This is a genomic window from Streptomyces xanthophaeus (assembly GCF_030440515.1).
In the GTDB taxonomy this organism is placed as follows: Bacteria; Actinomycetota; Actinomycetes; order Streptomycetales; family Streptomycetaceae; genus Streptomyces; species Streptomyces kutzneri.
Genome location: NZ_CP076543.1, coordinates 3,566,750 through 3,583,962, shown reverse-complemented (window position 1 = coordinate 3,583,962; position 17,213 = coordinate 3,566,750). Strand labels below are relative to the sequence as shown.

Sequence of the window (17,213 nt, the reverse complement as noted above, 5' to 3'; positions counted from 1 at the left end):
GACACCCCCTAGGCTGCTGGTCGGCCGGGCGGCACAAGGCGCCCGGGATCACGGGGAATTGGGGGACGCGATGCAGCCGCTCGAAGCCGGCGAGCCGCGGACCATCGGCGCCTACCGGCTGCTCGGCCGGCTCGGCGCGGGTGGCATGGGCCGGGTCTACCTGGGGCGCAGCGCGGGCGGCCGGACCGTCGCCGTCAAGATCGTGCACCCGCACTTCGCCTCCGACGAGGAGTTCCGGGCCCGGTTCCGCCGCGAGGTGGAGGCGGCCCGCCGGGTGGGCGGCGAGTGGACCGCGCCGGTGCTGGACGCGGACCCCGAGGCCCCGGTGCCGTGGGTGGCCACCGGGTACGTGGCCGGGCCCTCCCTGGACCGCGCGCTGGCCGGGCACGGCCCGCTCCCCGAGGCCTCGGTACGGGCCATCGGCGCGGGGCTGGCCCGCGCCCTGGTGGCCGTGCACGGCCTGGGCCTCGTGCACCGGGACGTGAAGCCGTCGAACGTGATGCTCACCCTCGACGGGCCGCGGCTGATCGACTTCGGGATCGCGCGGGCCACGGACGGCACCGCCTCGCTGACCTCCACCGGGGTCTCCGTCGGCTCGCCCGGTTACATGTCGCCCGAGCAGATCCTCGGCAAGGGGATCACCGGGGCGGCCGACGTGTTCTCGCTCGGCGCGGTCATGGCCTTCGCGGCGACCGGGCGGCCGCCGTTCACCGGGGACAACTCGGCCACCCTCCTCTACAAGGTGGTCCACGAGCCGCCCGAGCTGGGCGCGCTCCCGGCCGGGGAACTGCGCGACCTGATCGCGGCCTGCCTGGCCAAGACGGCCGCGGAGCGGCCGGCCCCCGAGGCTGTCGCGGCGGCCCTCGGCGGGGCGCTGGGCGCCCCCGGCTGGCTGCCCGGGCCGCTGGTCGAGGAGGCCAGCCGGGCCGCCGTGGCCCTGCTGGACCTGGACGCGGACACCTCCGGGGGCGGGGCCGACGCATCGGCGGGCCGGGGCTTCGGGGCGCCGTACTCGCCGTACGCGGACGGCCCGTCGGGGCCGGTGCCGTTCACGGCCGCCTCGTACGGAGGCCCGGCCGGGGCGGGGAGCTTCGGGCCGCCCCCCGGCCCCGCGTACGGAGGGCCGGGCACCGGCTCGCCGACCGCGACCACGGACTCACCCGGTGGCTCCGGTCCGTACGCGACCCCCGCCCCGGGCACCGGCGGCGGGGGGCTGCCCGGGCAGGGGGCCGGCGCGGAGGATCCGGGGCGGCAGGTGACCGTCAGGGCGGCCGGGCGCCGGTTCAGCTGCACCGTGGTCCTGGCCGCGGCTGCCGTGCTGGCGGTGCTGTCCGGTGGGCTGTACTGGCTGGACGTACTGCCGGGCCAGGGCGGCGGGCAGCGGGACCTGGCCGGCGACACCCGGCCCTCCGGCCCGGCTCCGGCCGCGTCGAGCGTCGCCCCGGGTGCGACCCCCGACGGCACCCCGACGCCGGGCGGGAGCGCCGCCGCGCCCAAGGGGACCCGCCAGGACGTCCCCAAGGAGCTCGTCGGCACCTGGAAGGGCACCGTCACCACCGCACGCCTCGGCCTCCCTTCGGAGTTCGAGATCACCATCAAGGGCGGCAAGGTCGGCGAGGTCGTCGCCCGGGACAAGTCGGTCCTGGCCGGCCTGGGCACCGACTGCAGCGGCGACTGGAAGCTCTCCTCGGCCACCGACCGCTCGCTGGTCCTGGACACCGCGGGCAATTCCAACCCGGCGCCCGGCATCTGCTCCAACGGCTCCGCCGACGAGCGCTTCACGCTCAATGCGGACGGGACACTCCACTACAAGTCGGGCGACACCCCGGCCGGAAACCCCGAAGGCGATCTCAGGCGCAGCCCCTGAACGGCGTCGCCGCACCCTGGCGTAGGCTGGATCGGTCCGGACCTTGACACAGACACACCGCCGAAAGGTGACTCACCGGTGACCGACCAGGCCGTTCTCCAGTCTGTCCTCGACCGCGCCGCCGCGGGGGGCCGGATCACCAAGGAAGAGGCGCTCGACCTCTACCGCCACGCGCCGCTGCACGCGCTGGGCCAGGCGGCCGATGCCGTGCGCCGCCGCCGTTACGCCGGTACCGAGCACATCGCGACGTACATCATCGAGCGGAACATCAACTACACCAACGTGTGCGTCACGGCGTGCAAGTTCTGCGCCTTCTACGCGGCCCCCAAGGACGCGAAGAAGGGCTGGTCCCGCGACCTCGACGACATCCTGCGCCGCTGCGCGGAGACCGTCGAGCTCGGCGGCACCCAGATCATGTTCCAGGGCGGGCACCACCCGGACTACGGCGTCGAGTACTACGAGCACCACTTCTCCGCCATCAAGAAGGACTTCCCGCAGCTGGTCATCCACTCCCTCGGCGCGTCCGAGGTCGAGCACATGGCCCGCATCTCGGGCGTCTCGGCGGAGGAGGCCATCCAGCGCATCCACGCGGCCGGCCTCGACTCCTTCGCGGGCGCCGGTGCCGAGCTCCTGCCGGAGCGGCCGCGCACGGCGATCGCGCCGCTCAAGGAGTCCGGCGAGCGCTGGCTGGAGATCATGGAGATCGCCCACAAGCTGGGCGTGGAGTCCACCTCCACCATGCTGATGGGCACCGGCGAGACCAACGCCGAGCGCATCGAGCACATCGCGATGATCCGGGACACGCAGGACCGTACGGGCGGCTTCCGCGCCTTCATCCCGTACACCTACCAGCCCGAGAACAACCGCCTCAAGGGCCGGACCCAGGCGACGATCTTCGAGTACCTGCGCATGATCGCGATCGCGCGGCTGTTCCTCGACAACATCGCCCACATCCAGGGCTCCTGGCTGACCGTCGGCAAGGAGGCGGGCCAGCTCTCGCTGCACTACGGCGCCGACGACCTCGGGTCGATCATGCTGGAGGAGAATGTCGTCTCCTCGGCCGGTGCCAAGCACCGTTCCAACCGCCAGGAGATCATCGACCTGATCCGCAAGGCGGGCCGCACCCCGGCGCAGCGCGCGACGACCTACGAGCACCTGCTCGTGCACGACGACCCGGCGAACGACCCGGTCGACGAGCGCGTGGTCTCGCACATCTCCTCCACCGCCATCGAAGGCGGAACGGCGCACCCCGAGCTGAAGCTCATCTCCACGAACTGACGACGCCCGCCGACCGATGCTGACGCTGCACACCGCCGAACTCCTGGTCCCCGGGCCGGGATCCGCGCCGCTGTCCGGCGGCGCGGTCCTCGTCGACGGCGACCGGATCGCCCGCGTGGGGCCGTACGAGGAGGTCGCCGCGGCCCACCCGCACGCCCGGACCCGCCGCTGGCCCGGGGCGATCACCCCGGGGCTGGTGGTGCGCGGGGCGGACGAGCTGCTGGAGCGCACGTACTACCCGGACGACCCGTACGAGGTCACCGAGCTCGGCGCCGACCCGATCCGGGGGGCGGCCGCGCTGGAGGCGCTGAAGATGACCGAGCCGCGGTGGGGCCACAGCGCCCGGCGCGGTACGCAGCGGCTGCTGGCCCGTGGGGTGGTGGCGGTCTGCGGCCGCTTCACGATCCCGGCGGTGCGCACGGCGGTGTCCCGGTCCGGGCTCACGATCCTGCCGCCCGCCGCCTACGAAGGGCTGCCCGCGCTGGATCCCCTCGCCGGGCGGGGCGCTGCTGCGGAGGCCTTCCTCGGGATCCTGGAGGCGGGGGTTCCGGCGCGCTTCGCGGTCTTCGCGGTGGCGGACGAGGCCGAGTTGCTGGAGCAGGGTGCGACCACGTGCGTGGCCACGGTCATCGGCGGGCGGCTGCTGCACCGCCGCCGCTGAGCCCGTTCTCCCCGCCGCGGGCGGTGTCCTCGGCGCGCCGGGTGTCCTCCCGGGCGAGGGCGGCCAGCAGGCAGGCCTGCAGGCGGCTGATGCCGCCCAGTTTGGCCCGTATGTTGACCACGTGGAACTTGACGGTGCTGACGGAGAGTTGGAGCTCGGCGGCGAGTTCCCGGTTGGAGGCGCCGGTGGCCAGGCACAGGAACACCGCCGATTCCTGCTCGGTCAGCTGGGTGTCGGCGGGCCGGTCCCCGTCGGGCGCGGAGCCGGCGGGCACGTCCTCGCACGGCGCCTGCTCCTGCGCGCCCGGCTCCTCGTACGAGGGGAACCACGCCGGGACGCTGAAGCTGACGACGCGCACGTTTTCTCCTTGCCCCCCGGCCGGTCCGTCCTGTGGCCGGCTCTCCCCACCTATAGGACGTGTGGACCGGACAGGTAGGTTCCATCGGAGTCGTACGGCCAGGCGTTGGACTTGCAGCCCTGCAGTCCCTTGATCTGCTGCATCATCGCCGGAGCGAGCTGGCCGGCGCCCGGACAGCCCTCGTGCCCGCGGCCGAGCTCGTGCCCGACCTCGTGGTTGATGATCAGGGCCCGGTACTCCTCGGGTGTGCCGTTGAACTGCGGCGAACCCTCCTGCCAGCGCTTGAGGTTGACCACGACGGTGTGCCCCGTGCTGCAGTTGGTCTCGCCGATGAGCTCGGGCGTGACCACCTCGCACAGGCGGTCGGTGGTCTTGGGCGTGGCGATCTTGATGGTGAAATCGACCGGCTGGCCCGCCCCGACGAGCTGGAAGCCGTACTTCGGGTCCTGGGTCCAGCCGCGCCGGTCCCCGAGGATCGCCTCGACCGAGCGGGCGGCCGACTCCGGGTCGACCCCGCTGCCCTCCTCGACCTCGATCCGCCAGCGCCGCGCGGGCCCCTTGCCCTGCGCCTTGCCGGCGGTGGCGGAGGCCTTGAAGGCGCCCGGCTGGGTGGGTGTCGCGGAGCCGGCCGACGGCGTGGGCGAGGCCGGGGGAGACGCCGGGGGCGGGGTGGACGGCTGCGGGGAGGGGGACTCCTGGCCGCCCTGCGGGACCGGGTTCGCGGAGCCGTCGCCGGATTCCCCGGCCGTCGGGTCGGGCTTGGCCGTGGCCCGGCCCGCGGCGGCCTTCGCGTCGTCGTCCTGGGGCAGCAGTGTGTACGCGGTCGCCGAGACCACGGCGAGGGCCGCCGAGCCGAGGAGGATCGTGCGCCGCAGCCGCTTGCGCCGCTCGGCCCGGCGCTGGGCGCGCGGGCTGCTGCGGCGGGAGCGACCGCTGGAATGGCCTGCCGGCATCGTGAAGCTTCCTGTTCGCGGCGGCCACTGCCGGACCGGCCACGATTCGGTCACCGATCCAGTGGGTGACCCTCACCGGGCCGCACCGTGTCAGTCAACGTGTCCGCCGGGGCGTGGCGTAACTGTCCTTCGGAACAGTTTCCGACACCTGTCCGATGGGTATGGCGGGCGGGGGTGTCGGAGCCCCCGCGGCTCGCGGGGGGCGCGGCCTGAGAGGATGGGTGCGTACCCGCCGATCCGCATCGCACACCGAGGGGCGAACGCCAGTGACAAGGGCTTCCCTGGACAAGCAGCCGCACGAAGTCGCCTCCATGTTCGACGGCATCGCGGCGAAATACGACCTCACCAACGACGTCATCTCGCTGGGTCAGGCCCGGCTGTGGCGCAAGGAGGTCGCCAAGGCGGTCGGCGCGCGCCCCGGGCACGTGGTCCTGGACCTGGCCGCCGGAACCGCCACCTCCTCGCTGCCCTTCGCCGCCACCGGGGCGTACGTCGTCCCCTGCGACTTCTCCCTGGGCATGCTCATGGAGGGCAAGAAGAGGCACTCCTGGCTGCCGCTGACCGCCGGTGACGCGACGAAGCTGCCGTTCAAGGACGACGTCTTCGACACCGTGACCATCTCCTTCGGGCTGCGCAACGTCCAGGACACCGACGCCGCCCTGCGCGAGCTGTACCGGGTGACGAAGCCCGGCGGGCAGGTCGTCATCTGCGAGTTCTCGCAGCCCACCTGGGCGCCGTTCCGCACGGTCTACATGGAGTACCTGATGCGGGCGCTGCCGCCGGTGGCCCGCACGGTGGTGTCCGACCCCGACCCGTACGTGTACCTCGCCGAGTCCATCCGCGAATGGCCCGACCAGCCCGCGCTGGCGGCCCTGCTGCAGAAGGCCGGCTGGTCCAAGGTCGCCTGGCGCAACCTCAGCGGCGGCATCGTCGCGCTGCACCGGGGCATCAAGGACTGACCGCCGTGCCAGACGTCGCGCCCACGGACTACGGGCCCCTGCTGGAGCGGATCGCCGCCGACATCGCCCCGCTGATCGGCAGCGGCACTCCGGCCGAGTACATCCCGGCGCTGGCCTGCGTGGACCGGCGGCAGTTCGGGATGGCCATCGCCGACCTCGACGGCAACGTCTTCGGGGTGGGGGACTGGCGGGTCCCCTTCTCCGCCCAGTCCATCACCAAGGTCTTCGCCCTCGCCCTGGCCCTGGCGGAGGGCGGCGACAGCCTGTGGGAGCGGGTCGGCCGGGAGCCCTCCGGCAACCCGTTCAACTCGCTCGTCCAACTGGAATACGAAAACGGCATTCCGCGCAATCCGTTCATCAATGCGGGCGCCCTCGTGGTCACCGACCGGCTCCAGACCCTGACGGGTGACGCCAGCAGCGAGCTGCTGGAGTTCCTGCGGCTGGAGAGCCAGAACCCGGACATCGGCTTCGACGCCGAGGTCGCGGCCTCCGAGCAGGAGCACGGCGACCGCAACGCGGCCGTCGCCCACTTCATGGCCTCGTACGGGAACATCGACAACCCGGTACCCGCGCTGCTGGAGCACTACTTCTGGCAGTGCTCCATCGAGATGAGCTGCGCCGACCTGGCCCGTGCCGGGCGCTTCCTGGCCCGGCACGGGCTCCGCGCGGACGGTACACGGCTGCTGACGCGCAGCGAGGCCAAGCAGATCAACGCGGTGATGCTGACCTGCGGGACGTACGACGCGGCGGGCGAGTTCGCCTACCGCGTCGGGCTGCCCGGCAAGAGCGGGGTGGGCGGCGGCATCGTCGCCGTCGTCCCGGGGCAGTGCACCCTCGCGGTGTGGAGCCCGGGCCTGGACGCCCGGGGCAACTCGGTGGCGGGCGTGGCCGCCCTCGACCGCTTCACGACCCTGACGGGCCTCTCCGTCTTCTGACGCGCGCGCCCGGACACGCCGCTCCGCGCGCGGGGTCCGGGTCGCAGCCCGCTCACTCGTCCCGCAGGGACAGGACGTAACGACGGGCCGGGTTGCCGGCCGGCGTGGTGAACTCATCCGCCAGGGTCATGCCCAGACGCTCCGCCACCGCCACCGAACGCGCGTTCCGGGCGTCGATCATCGCCACGACGTGCGGGACACCCGCCGCGCGGACCCGCTCCAGTGTGGCGAGCGCGGCGGCGTACGCGTACCCCTGGCCCCACGCGGAGCGGCCCAGCCGCCAGCCGATCTCGATCTCGCCGACCGGGCCCCACTCCTTCTCCCGGGGCCACGGCTGGGCGCCGGTGAAGCCGATCACCGCACCCTGCGCGTCCACCAGGGTCCACAGGCAGTAACCCAGCTGGGCGTCGTGCATGCGCTGGCGCGCGGTGATCTCCTCGTACGCGGACAGCTCCGCGGGACCCCCCAGGAACTCCATGACGTCGGGGTCGGCGAAGGCCGCGTGCCAGGCGCGCGCGTCCTCGTCGGTGGGCACGCGGAGCTGTACGGCGGGAAGCGGCCGGGTCGGCGAGGTGGTCATCGGAGGCACCCTTCGGATCGCGATCTCTCTCGCTGCATAGACTGCACATGTCCGGTGCCGCCTGGCACCCTATATCGAGCCTTCGGGAGATCCCGCAGTGACCGAGCTCCTCTCCGAACACTCCGCGGACGTGATCGTCGTCGGGGCCGGGCCCGCCGGCTCGACCACCGCCTACTACCTCGCCAAGGCCGGATTGGACGTCCTGCTGCTGGAGAAGACGGCGTTCCCGCGCGAGAAGGTCTGCGGCGACGGCCTGACCCCGCGCGCCACCAAGCAGCTGGTGGCCATGGGCATCGACATCTCCGAAGAGGCCGGCTGGCTGCGGAACAAGGGCCTGCGGATCATCGGCGGCGGGCAGCGGCTCCAGCTGGACTGGCCGGAACTCGCCTCCTATCCGGACTACGGACTCGTCCGCAAGCGTGACGACTTCGACGAGACCCTGGCCCGCCAGGCGCAGAAGGCCGGCGCCCGGCTGTACGAGCGCTGCACCGTCGGCGAGCCCGTGCGCGACGCGCGCACCGGCCACATCACCGGCGTGCACGCGAAGCTCGGCGAGGAGAAGACCCCGGTCACCTTCCACGCCCCGCTGGTCGTCGCGGCCGACGGCAACTCCTCCCGCCTGTCCCTGGCGATGGGGCTGCACCGGCGCGAGGACCGCCCGATGGGCGTGGCCGTGCGGACGTACTTCACCTCGCCGCGGCACGACGACGACTACCTGGAGTCCTGGCTGGAGCTGTGGGACCGGCGCGGCGCGCAGGACCGGCTGCTGCCCGGCTACGGCTGGATCTTCGGCATGGGCGACGGCACCTCCAACGTCGGCCTCGGCATCCTCAACTCCTCCTCCGCCTTCAAGGAGCTGGACTGGCGCGAGGTCCTCAAGGCCTGGTGCGCCTCCATGCCGGAGGACTGGGGCTACACCCCCGAGAACATGACGCAGCCGATCCGCGGCGCGGCCCTGCCGATGGCCTTCAACCGGCAGCCGCACTACACCAAGGGCCTGCTGCTGGTCGGCGACGCGGGCGGGCTCGTCAACCCGTTCAACGGCGAGGGCATCGCGTACGCCATGGAGTCGGGCCAGATCGCGGCCGACGTCATCGTGCAGGCCCAGGCCAGGGCCACCCCGGCCCAGCGCGAGCTGGCGCTGCACAACTACCCGAAGGTGCTCAAGGAGACCTACGGCGGCTACTACACCCTGGGCCGCGCCTTCGTGAAGCTGATCGGCAACCCGAAGGTCATGAAGATCGCCGCCCAGCGCGGTCTGACCCACCCGGTGCTGATGCGGTTCACCCTGAAGATGCTCGCCAACCTGACCGACCCGACGGGCGGCGACGCGATGGACCGCATCATCAACGGCCTCTCGAAGGTGGCCCCGAAGGCCTGAGCCGCCGCGTCAGTCGTCCGTGCCCGTGCCCGCTTCGGTGGGTGCGGGCACGGCCGTGTCCGGGGCCGCGTCCAGGGCCGCTCCCGGGTCCGGGCGGCCGTGGACGGTACGGACGCACCTGGCCAGCAGGACCAGCCCGCACACCAGCAGTGCCCCCGACGCGGTCCAGCCGAGGCCCAGTACGAGCGGGTGGCCGGGCTTCTGCCAGGGGCGGGCGGTGGTCAGCAGCCAGCCGCCCACCGCGAGCAGGCCGAGCCCGAGCGCGGCCGGGACCGCGCCGGGGTCGCCGGCGCCGTGGGATGCGTACGGCTTCAGGTTCACGGGACCGCCACCTCCAGGGGCGGGTCGGGGCGGCCCTGACGGCCGGGCGCGCTCCCGCTATCTTCGCAGGGCCTCGGCCGGTTCCACACGGGCCGCCCGCCAGGCGGGATAGAGCCCGGCGAGCAGCCCGGTGACCAGGCCGGCGAGCGGAGCCGCGGCGACGGTGGCCGGATGGATCACCGGGGTCCAGTCACGGGCGAGGGCGACGGCGACCACCGTCAGCTCGCCCAGCGAGGTCCCGACCAGGCCGCCGAGAGCCCCCAGGGCCGCGGACTCGGTGAGGAACTGGGCCGAGATGTGCCGGCCCCGGGCGCCGAGCGCCCGGCGCAGCCCGATCTCCCCGGTCCGCTCCAGTACGGCGACCAGGGTGGTGTTGGCGATCCCGACCGCGCCGATGACCAGGCAGATCCCGGCGAGCAGCAGGAAGAGCGCGCTCAGGTCGGCGGTGACACCGGAGCGCAGCATCCGCGGGTCGGGCGGTGGGACGGCCTTGAGGTACTCGGGGTGGTCGGGCCGCAGCGCGAGCGGGGCGAGGTCGGCGACCTGGCGGGCGGCGCCGAGCTCGGTGGAGATCAGCATGGTCGCGCCGCCGGGCGAGGGCGGCCCCCAGAGCTGCTCGGCGGTGGTGCGCGGGACGAGCACCGACATCAGGTGTTCGGGCCGGCGCCGGAGGTCCGCGACGATGCCCGCCACGGTGAACGGCTCCTGCCCGATGTAGAGGGCGGGCCGGGTGGCCAGGGTGGTGATGCCCAGGCGGGCGGCGAGGCCGCTGCCGATGACGACGACGCGCTCGTGGCCGCGCTCGGCGAAGTCGTCGTAGATCCGGCCCTCCTGGAGGGTCGGTACGAGGGCGGCGACGGCGCCGGGGGAGGCGGCGACGACGGCCGCGCCGGTGGCCGGGTCGCCGGCGCCGGACGGCAGGGGGCCGACGGCGGTGCGCGGGTCGAGCCGCACCGTCCACATCACCCCGGCGTGCTCGATGCCCGCGACGGCGCGCAGCCGCTGCTCGGCGTCGGCGGGGAAGCCGGTCCCGGCGAACTCGTTCTGCCGGGCGGCGACGTCCTCGATGCTGACCTCGGTGGCGGTCAGGACGTTGAACCGGGCGTCGATCTGAGAGGAGATGGTGGCGGTGAGGCCGAGGACGGCCACGAAGCTGCCCACGCCGAGGACGGTGCCGAGGGCGGTGAGCACGGCCCGCCCGGGGCGGCGCAGCATCCCGGCGACGGCCTCGGCCAGCGCGTCGCGCACGGACAGCCGGGTGGGGGCGACGGCGCTCAAGGATCCAGCCGCCCGTCGCGGATGGTGACGGTCCGGGTGCCGCGCCGGGCCACTTCGGGGTCGTGCGTGATGACGAGAACGGTCATCCCGGCTCCGTGCAGTTCGTCCAGCAGTCCGAGGACGGACGCGGCGTTCACGGAGTCGAGATTGCCGCTCGGCTCGTCGCACAGCAGGAGCGAGGGGCGCCCGACCAGGGCGCGGGCGATCGCCACGCGCTGGCGCTCGCCGCCCGACAGCCGGCCGGGCACGGCGCCGGCCCGGTGCCCGAGACCGACCTGGTCGAGGGCCTCGCGGGCCCGTACGAGGCGCTGGGCGCGCGGGACCTGTGTGTAGAGCATGGCGAGGGTGACGTTCTCCAGGGCGGACCGGTGGGGGAGGAGGTGGAAGGACTGGAAGACGAAACCGATCCGGCGGCCGCGCAGAGCGGTGCGCTCCCGGTCGGGGAGCGCGGCGGTGTCGATCCCGTCGAGCAGGTAGCGGCCGCTGGTGGGGGAGTCGAGCAGCCCGGCGACGTTGAGGAAGGTGGACTTCCCGGAGCCGGAGGGGCCGACGACGGTGATGAACTCGCCGCGCCGGACGGTCAGGTCGCAGGGGTGCAGGGCCGCGACGGGCGGCGGCCCGGGGTAGGTGAGGCCGGCCCCGCGGAGTTCGATCACGGGGCTTTCGCCGCCGCACTCGCCGCCCGTGCCGCCGGAGGACTGCGGGGACGGCCGGAACCGGCGCGGCTGCCAGGACTGCCGGGGCTGCCTGGACTGCCGGGACAGGAGCCTCACTTGGTTTTCCCCCGGGTCTCGCGGGGTGCGACCCCGATCACCACCTTGGTCCCGGCCGCGAGGGCGCCCGCCCGGGCCGGGGTGACGGCCACGAAGCCGTCGCCGCTGGTGCCTGCCCGCACCTCGATGCGCCGCTGGGTGCCGTCGGCGGACACGGCGGTGACGACCGTACGTCCGTCCGCGCCCGCCGAGACGGCGGTGACCGGGACGACGAGCGCCTCGCCGTCGGTGGCGGCGGACTCGATGGTCAGCCGGACGTCCTGCCCGGCGAAGCCCGCGGGCAGCGGCTGGTCGGCGGTGACCACCATCCGGTGGCCGAGGTCGGCGCCGGCGCCGACCGGGCCGCCGCCCCCGCCGCCCTTGGGGTTCTGGCCGGGGTCCTGCTGCGGTTGCGGTCCGGCGGGCTGCGCGGCGGACCGCTCGGTGGCGACGACCGCCACCTTGCCGCGGACATCGGTGCCGGAGAGCTCCGAGGAGATCACCACGGTCATCCCGGCACGCAGCAGCTGCCTCTTGTCGTCCTTGAGGTAGGCCTCGACGACGAGCTCCCCGCCGGAGAGCGTGAGCACCGGCCCGGCCACGGGGGAGCCGGCGCGGGCTCCGACGGAGCTGACGCGGGCCGGGAAGGAACCCAGGAACACGGCCTCGGCGGTGGGCAGCATCGGCCCGTCGGCGGCCTCGGCGGCCGCGAGCGCGGCCCGGGCCTCTCCGAGGGCCTGCCGCGCCCGCGCGAGCTCCCGGCCGGAGCCGGAGCCGGAGCCCGGGCCGGGGCTCGCTGTCGCGCCGGGGCCCGGCGTGGCCCCGCCCTTGCCGGAGCCGCCCTCCGCGGGCGCGCCCACCGGGCCGGTCGGGCCGCTCGCGTCCTCCACGGCCCACGTCGCGGACCGTACGGCCTCCCGCGCCGACTTCAGGGCCGCGCCCCCGTCGGCGACCGCGGGCAGCGGTTCGTACCCGATGGCCCGGTAGCGGGCGGCGAGCGCGGCCTTCGTACCGGCCCCGAAGACGCCCTTCGCGTCGCCGCCGGTGCCGTGCCCGAGCTCGCGCAGCGCCTGCTGCAGCTGCGCGACGTCGTCGCCGGTGGCCCCGGGCCTCAGGTCGCGGTACATCGGCTGCGCGCCGTGCAGGGTGAACACCGGCCGCCCGGACACCTCGGCGATCAGCTGCCCCGCCGTGACCGGGTCCCCGGCCTTCAGCGGCAGTTTGGTCACCAGGGCCGCGCCCGTCCCCTCGCCGGAGCGCACCCCCTGCGGGGACACGGCGACGCTCTGGTCGGCGACCACCGTCCCGCGCATGACCACGGTCTGCGCGAGCACCCGCCGCTCGACGTCCGCGGTCAGGACCCCCTGCGCGGGCGGTCCGGTCTCCGCGGCCACCTGCGCGGGGGACTTCACCAGCGTGGTCGCCAGCAGTCCGCCGACCGCCATCAGCGCGGCCCCGCCGACGACCGCGAGCACCACGCGCCGCCCGCGCGCGAGTCCGCCGCGGTCGTCGTCGGCGGCCGCCGCCGGGGCCTCGGTGTGCTCCACGACCTGCTCCGCTTCGCTCATCTCTCCGGCCGGCACTTCTTCAACGCGTCGAGGTGGTCGCGCTTGAGCGAGCTCCACTGTTCGGGAGTGCCCTTGCGATCGTCGATCTGGGCGGTGACCGGGTCCGGGTCCGGGTACCAGGAGATGCCCTCGGCCCGCAGGCAGGCGGACTCCTTCTGCGCGGCGGCGATGCGGGCGGGGTCGGCCGGCTGGGGCTTCGCCGGGGGCGGCAGCACCGGTGCGCAGGTCTTGTGCGCCTCGTCGTTCCAGGGCTTCGACTTGTCCTCGCGCGGAGCGCCGTAGTCCGTATAAACGATCGCCACGCCCTGCTTCTTCAGGCAGTCGTAGTACGCGATTTCCTCCGCGGTCGGAGGCGGACTGTCGCTCGCCACAGGTTCTCTGTCGCCGCCACCGCATCCCGTCAGGGAAATGCACAGAAGAAGGAGCGGGGTCACATATCTCGCGTGCACGACGGGCTTCCCTTGCGGCGGTCGGAGTGGATTATGCGCATCCGTTTCACGGGTGGGGGAGGGCGCGCGCCAGATAGTAGATACCTGGGGCCGGTGGCGACAAGTTACCTGTCGGACAACAGAAATGACTGTCCATCAGCTGAGAAGAAGCTTGAATCGGCGCGGAGTTCGATGTTGAATCCCCGCCGGGCCGAAATGCTCGACCCCGGCCCGCATCGAACACTCCGATTTTCACCCGAAGAGTGAGGTAAGCGTGATGGACTACGCAATGCGCAAGCTGACCGCCGGCTGCGTCGCCGCGGTTTCCGCCGGTGCCATTCTGCTGGGAACCGCGGGTCCGGCGGGCGCCTGGGGGCGCGACGGAAATCTGGAGAACCAGGAGTTCGGACTTTTCTACTGGCAGAACCAGTCCGGTTGTGTCTTCGACCTGGTGACGAATGACCTGAACTTCAGCGACGACAAGTACCAGGGCTCCTGCTCGGCCAGCGGGAGCTGGATCAACGACACCACCGAGTCCTACCGGAACCGGGACGTCTACGCCTGGAAGGTCGGCACCGACAAGGACCTGGGCGGCAACGTCGGAGAGATCCCGTCGAACTACGCGGGCAACGCCTCGGCCAACTTCAAGAACAAGATCAGCTCGGCCAAGTACACCCTCCACCCGTAATCCGGATCCGGCAGAAGGAGTTCCGCGCGATGAACACCTCCCGGCGCCGCCGGTCCGCCGCCCAGGCCGCCGCCCCGGCCGCCGTCCTGCTGGCGGCCGCCCTCCTGGCCGGCTGTGCCGGGACCGGCGGCTCCGGGGGCGGTGAACCGGAGCTCGGTCCCGTCGAGGTGAACCCGGCGACGGCCACGCTGTCCCTCCCGATGGACGCGTACACGGACACCGAGGCCGAACGGATCCGGATGGGCCAGGTCCAGCAGGCCCTGGTCTCCCGGTGCATGGCCCGCTACGGGTTCACCTACGAGGGCGTGCGCTCGGCCGAGGCCCCCGCCGCCGGGGCCGAGGACCGGCACGAGTACCTCTTCGGCCTCGCCGATCCGGCGTACGCGGCGGCCCACGGGTACGACAAGTCCGCAGGGGAGGGCAGCCGGGCGAAGCCCGCTGCGCCGCCGCTGAGCGACAGCGCGTACGTCGTGATGAACGGCGAGCAGCCCGGGGCGCAGGGCGGCAAGGCTCCCGACGCGAACACCGAGGAGGAGGCCGCGCTGGTGGACAGCGGCCTGACGGCGGCCGGGCAGAAGGTGCCGGCCGGCGGGTGCGGGCGCGAGGGGTACCGCAAGCTGTACGCCCCGACCAAGGACAGCGTGGACCTGCTGTTCACGTTCGGGCTGGCCTCGGAGGCGCACGACCGCTCCCGGCAGGACTCCCGGGTCGTCGACGCCCTCAAGAAGTGGTCGTCATGCATGGACAAGTCGGGATACGCGGGGATCGGATCGCCGTACGACGTCGTGGAGAAGCTCGGTCTGCAGGACGCCTTGGGCGGTCCGAAGGCCGTGACGGCGGCCAAGGCCGATGTCGCGTGCAAGCGCGAGGTGAACCTCGTCGGCATCTGGGGCGCGGTCGAGAAGGCCTACCAGGAGCGGCTCGTCGAGGAGCACGCCGAGACGCTCGCGCTCTACAAGAAGCAGCGGGAGGCCCGCTTCAAGCTGGCGGCCTCGCTGGCCTGAGAAGGGCGCAGGGGGCCCTGAGGGCCCGGCAGACGCCAAGAACGGCCCCAGGGCCGGTACTCCACCCCCGAGCGGGGGAGTACCGGCCCATAGGGCGTGCCTCGGCCGTGCCTGGCGCCGTGGACCGAGCGGTGCTCAGAGGACGCGGACGGCGCCCGTCGGCTTGTCGTAGCTGAGGTTGCGCTCGACGATGCCCGTGCTGGGGTTCTGCGCGCCGACGAACTTGCCGCCGCCGACGTAGATGGCGACGTGGTACGCGCTGCCCTTGGAGCCCCAGTACAGGATGTCGCCCGGCTGCAGGGCGCTCAGCGACACCGAGGTGCCGGCCGAGGACTGCGCCTGGGACATGCGCGGCAGGCTGATGCCGGCCTGGCGGTACGCGGCCTGGACGAGACCGGAGCAGTCGAAGGAGGACGGGCCGGTGCCGCCCATCACGTACGCCTTGCCGACCTGCGCGCGGGCGAAGTTGACGATGGCCGCGGCGGAGCCGGTGGCCGGGGCGGAGACGGTGCCCGTGCCCTGCGGGGCGGCGGTGCTCTTGAGCGTCGTGCGCTCGGAGCCGGAGCTGCGGCTGGAGCGCTCGGCCTCGGCCTTGCGGACGGCTTCTTCCTTCGCCGTCTTCTCGGCCTTCTCGGCGTCGGCCTTCTTCTGGGCCTCTTCCTTGGCCTGCTTCGCCTCGGCGGCGGCGCCGGTGCGGGCGCTCTCCTCCTGGGCGGTCAGTTCGCCTTCGACGGCGGCGAGACGGGTGTTCTCCGCGGCCACGGTGACGGCGGAGGAGACGTCGGCGCCCAGGTCCAGGTTGAGGACCGGCATTTCGAGCGTCGTCTCGGCCACGGGCTCTGCGGACGGGGACGCGCTCGCGGTGCCGGCCATGGCCAGGGTGCTGAGGACGCCACCGGCAACTCCGGCGCGGACCGCGAGCTTCGAGGCGCTTCGGCGGGGCTTCCGGTGGCTGGGTATGTGAGCGGTGTGGGACATGAGGACAACCGCTATCAGGGTGCCCGGGTTCCCTTCAAGAAACGTGGCTTGCGCCACAGTTGCGCGAGAAAGGCGCGAACCGGGCGCGCTCAGCTTCTTATTGACGCCGTAACGGGCGAATCGGACAGGCCCTCACAAGGCTGTGATCATGGGGTTTCGGAATTAAGTCCGAATTGATCCTTGACCTACCATCACTCCGCACAGATGGCCAAGCCCTCTTTCGGAAGGCTCGATTCAGAGTGGCGCAGGTCACAGCAACGTCACGCCATGCGGACGCTGTGCCCCTCCCGTGACCTTCCTGTGAACGTGCCGAGAGGTTCGTGAACGGATGCACGCGCTCGCGCGGCCCCCGGTGCCGCCGGCGGTGCGGGTGGCGATGTGCCCCTCGGGCGGTCCCGCGCCCCTCGGGGTCCCCCCTGCCCGCCCTCCGTCCACCCCCGCATCTGCCCCGCGTCCACCTCCGTACACATGGGCTCCCCCGCCCGGGGGACGCCGATCCCCTTATCATCCCGCCACCCCTCGTGCCAATTTGCCTGCACCGAGCATCGTTTGATAGGGCGACCCGCCTTCTACCTGCGGTAACGGGCTCGGATGTCACCTTTGGTGACCATGCGGATGCTTCGCGTATGAAGATCACCACTCATCGGACTTCATGATCGTTCGTCAGGTGGTGGAGATCACAAACTCGGTGTTGCAACCCGTGTCGCAGATCACAGACGAGCAGGCATAAGATGCGCACCAGTCCGGCTTGTGAACTGCCTCACATGCAAGCGCTTGATCGAAAGCGTGATCTTCGCGAGGCGGCGCACGCGGCGGCGGTCCAACGGTCAAGGACGACTGGAAGGAGCGAGGAGCGTGAATGCGTACGCGCCCATCCTCGTGCTCGGCGCCCTCGGCGCAGGGTTTGCGATCTTCTCCGTGGTCATGGCCACGCTGATCGGCCCAAAACGGTACAACCGGGCAAAGCTTGAAGCCTACGAGTGCGGCATCGAGCCGACGCCGATGCCGGCCGGCGGTGGCCGCTTCCCCATCAAGTACTACCTGACGGCGATGCTCTTCATCGTCTTCGACATCGAGGTTGTCTTCCTCTACCCCTGGGCCGTCACCTTCGACTCCCTGGGGATCTTCGGGCTCGTCGAGATGCTGCTCTTCGTGCTCACCGTCTTCGTCGCCTACGCCTACGTGTGGCGCCGCGGCGGCCTGGAATGGGACTGAGGGGCTGAA

18 protein-coding genes are annotated in these 17,213 nt (G+C 72.7%); 9 read left to right on the top strand and 9 right to left on the bottom strand.

The genetic code is table 11. The features are described 5' to 3' along the window. The first annotated feature begins 70 nt into the window (after window positions 1-70). From KO717_RS15560 to KO717_RS15550, 3 genes are all read left to right on the top strand, one after another. Window positions 71-1,867, top strand: a complete 1,797-nt coding sequence (locus KO717_RS15560) for a serine/threonine-protein kinase (RefSeq protein ID WP_301368033.1) — start codon at window positions 71-73, stop codon at window positions 1,865-1,867. 78 nt (window positions 1,868-1,945) lie between these two features. After that, entirely contained in the window at window positions 1,946-3,145 is a 1,200-nt protein-coding gene (gene mqnC / locus KO717_RS15555; RefSeq protein ID WP_033224154.1) for a cyclic dehypoxanthinyl futalosine synthase, read from the top strand. 16 nt (window positions 3,146-3,161) lie between these two features. Next, window positions 3,162-3,806 carry an imidazolonepropionase-like domain-containing protein gene (locus tag KO717_RS15550; RefSeq protein WP_301368032.1) on the top strand — a complete coding sequence of 215 codons (645 nt, stop codon included), beginning with the start codon at window positions 3,162-3,164 and terminating at the stop codon, window positions 3,804-3,806. Here KO717_RS15550 and KO717_RS15545 read toward each other — a convergent pair. Both KO717_RS15545 and KO717_RS15540 read right to left on the bottom strand, forming a co-directional pair. Beyond that, entirely contained in the window at window positions 3,772-4,164 is a 393-nt protein-coding gene (locus KO717_RS15545) for a response regulator transcription factor (RefSeq protein ID WP_301368031.1), read from the bottom strand. The genes KO717_RS15550 and KO717_RS15545 overlap by 35 nt on opposite strands. A gap of 50 nt (window positions 4,165-4,214) precedes the next feature. Further along, the gene (locus KO717_RS15540) at window positions 4,215-5,117 is read right to left on the bottom strand and encodes a DUF3152 domain-containing protein (RefSeq protein WP_301368030.1); all 903 of its coding nucleotides are present in this window, start codon (window positions 5,115-5,117) and stop codon (window positions 4,215-4,217) included. Between the two features lie 266 nt (window positions 5,118-5,383). Between KO717_RS15540 and KO717_RS15535 the strand changes: the two genes are divergently transcribed. Beyond that, window positions 5,384-6,076: a demethylmenaquinone methyltransferase gene (locus KO717_RS15535; protein ID WP_301368029.1), complete on the top strand. Its 693-nt coding sequence runs from the start codon at window positions 5,384-5,386 to the stop codon at window positions 6,074-6,076. A gap of 38 nt (window positions 6,077-6,114) precedes the next feature. Next, complete coding sequence (locus tag KO717_RS15530; protein WP_437184639.1) at window positions 6,115-7,011, top strand: glutaminase; 897 nt, start codon at window positions 6,115-6,117, stop codon at window positions 7,009-7,011. Between the two features lie 52 nt (window positions 7,012-7,063). On the opposite strand, the gene KO717_RS15525 is transcribed toward KO717_RS15530, so the two are convergent. Then, entirely contained in the window at window positions 7,064-7,591 is a 528-nt protein-coding gene (locus tag KO717_RS15525; RefSeq protein WP_301368027.1) for a GNAT family N-acetyltransferase, read from the bottom strand. Between the two features lie 97 nt (window positions 7,592-7,688). On the opposite strand from KO717_RS15525, the gene KO717_RS15520 reads away from it, so the two are divergent. Next, window positions 7,689-8,972, top strand: a complete 1,284-nt coding sequence (locus tag KO717_RS15520) for a geranylgeranyl reductase family protein (protein WP_030722345.1) — start codon at window positions 7,689-7,691, stop codon at window positions 8,970-8,972. A 9-nt stretch (window positions 8,973-8,981) separates the two neighbouring features. Here KO717_RS15520 and KO717_RS15515 read toward each other — a convergent pair whose 3' ends face one another. The 5 genes from KO717_RS15515 to KO717_RS15495 all read right to left on the bottom strand — a co-directional run bounded on the left by KO717_RS15515 (window position 8,982) and on the right by KO717_RS15495 (window position 13,262). Continuing rightward, window positions 8,982-9,293 (bottom strand): hypothetical protein, encoded by a 312-nt coding sequence (locus KO717_RS15515; RefSeq protein ID WP_301368026.1) that lies wholly within the window; start codon window positions 9,291-9,293, stop codon window positions 8,982-8,984. A gap of 57 nt (window positions 9,294-9,350) precedes the next feature. Then, the gene (locus tag KO717_RS15510; protein ID WP_301368025.1) at window positions 9,351-10,571 is read right to left on the bottom strand and encodes an ABC transporter permease; all 1,221 of its coding nucleotides are present in this window, start codon (window positions 10,569-10,571) and stop codon (window positions 9,351-9,353) included. After that, entirely contained in the window at window positions 10,568-11,227 is a 660-nt protein-coding gene (locus KO717_RS15505) for an ABC transporter ATP-binding protein (protein ID WP_301374542.1), read from the bottom strand. Before KO717_RS15505 ends, KO717_RS15510 begins: the two co-directional genes overlap by 4 nt. Window positions 11,228-11,340: 113 nt before the next feature. Further along, window positions 11,341-12,891 (bottom strand): peptidoglycan-binding domain-containing protein, encoded by a 1,551-nt coding sequence (locus KO717_RS15500; protein ID WP_301368024.1) that lies wholly within the window; start codon window positions 12,889-12,891, stop codon window positions 11,341-11,343. Further along, window positions 12,888-13,262 (bottom strand): hypothetical protein, encoded by a 375-nt coding sequence (locus tag KO717_RS15495; protein ID WP_301368023.1) that lies wholly within the window; start codon window positions 13,260-13,262, stop codon window positions 12,888-12,890. Before KO717_RS15495 ends, KO717_RS15500 begins: the two co-directional genes overlap by 4 nt. A gap of 334 nt (window positions 13,263-13,596) precedes the next feature. Between KO717_RS15495 and KO717_RS15490 the strand changes: the two genes are divergently transcribed. Continuing rightward, entirely contained in the window at window positions 13,597-14,007 is a 411-nt protein-coding gene (locus KO717_RS15490; RefSeq protein WP_301368022.1) for a hypothetical protein, read from the top strand. A gap of 29 nt (window positions 14,008-14,036) precedes the next feature. Beyond that, window positions 14,037-15,011 (top strand): hypothetical protein, encoded by a 975-nt coding sequence (locus KO717_RS15485; RefSeq protein ID WP_301368021.1) that lies wholly within the window; start codon window positions 14,037-14,039, stop codon window positions 15,009-15,011. A gap of 135 nt (window positions 15,012-15,146) precedes the next feature. Here the strand turns inward: KO717_RS15485 and KO717_RS15480 are convergent, their stop codons facing one another. Beyond that, window positions 15,147-15,989 carry a C40 family peptidase gene (locus KO717_RS15480; RefSeq protein ID WP_301368020.1) on the bottom strand — a complete coding sequence of 281 codons (843 nt, stop codon included), beginning with the start codon at window positions 15,987-15,989 and terminating at the stop codon, window positions 15,147-15,149. 855 nt (window positions 15,990-16,844) lie between these two features. Between KO717_RS15480 and KO717_RS15475 the strand changes: the two genes are divergently transcribed. Then, window positions 16,845-17,204 carry an NADH-quinone oxidoreductase subunit A gene (locus KO717_RS15475; protein WP_030010013.1) on the top strand — a complete coding sequence of 120 codons (360 nt, stop codon included), beginning with the start codon at window positions 16,845-16,847 and terminating at the stop codon, window positions 17,202-17,204. The last annotated feature ends 9 nt before the right edge of the window (window positions 17,205-17,213 follow it).

Excerpts from the sequence above, each read along its gene's own strand:
- KO717_RS15485 (WP_301368021.1), top strand. The coding sequence starts at position 14,037 with ATGAACACCTCCCGGCGCCGCCGGTCCGCCGCCCAGGCCGCCGCCCCG.
- KO717_RS15550 (WP_301368032.1), top strand. The coding sequence starts at position 3,162 with ATGCTGACGCTGCACACCGCCGAACTCCTGGTCCCCGGGCCGGGATCC.
- KO717_RS15490 (WP_301368022.1), top strand. The coding sequence starts at position 13,597 with ATGGACTACGCAATGCGCAAGCTGACCGCCGGCTGCGTCGCCGCGGTT.
- KO717_RS15480 (WP_301368020.1), bottom strand. The coding sequence starts at position 15,989 with ATGTCCCACACCGCTCACATACCCAGCCACCGGAAGCCCCGCCGAAGC.
- KO717_RS15540 (WP_301368030.1), bottom strand. The coding sequence starts at position 5,117 with ATGCCGGCAGGCCATTCCAGCGGTCGCTCCCGCCGCAGCAGCCCGCGC.
- KO717_RS15560 (WP_301368033.1), top strand. The coding sequence starts at position 71 with ATGCAGCCGCTCGAAGCCGGCGAGCCGCGGACCATCGGCGCCTACCGG.
- KO717_RS15525 (WP_301368027.1), bottom strand. The coding sequence starts at position 7,591 with ATGACCACCTCGCCGACCCGGCCGCTTCCCGCCGTACAGCTCCGCGTG.
- KO717_RS15500 (WP_301368024.1), bottom strand. The coding sequence starts at position 12,891 with ATGAGCGAAGCGGAGCAGGTCGTGGAGCACACCGAGGCCCCGGCGGCG.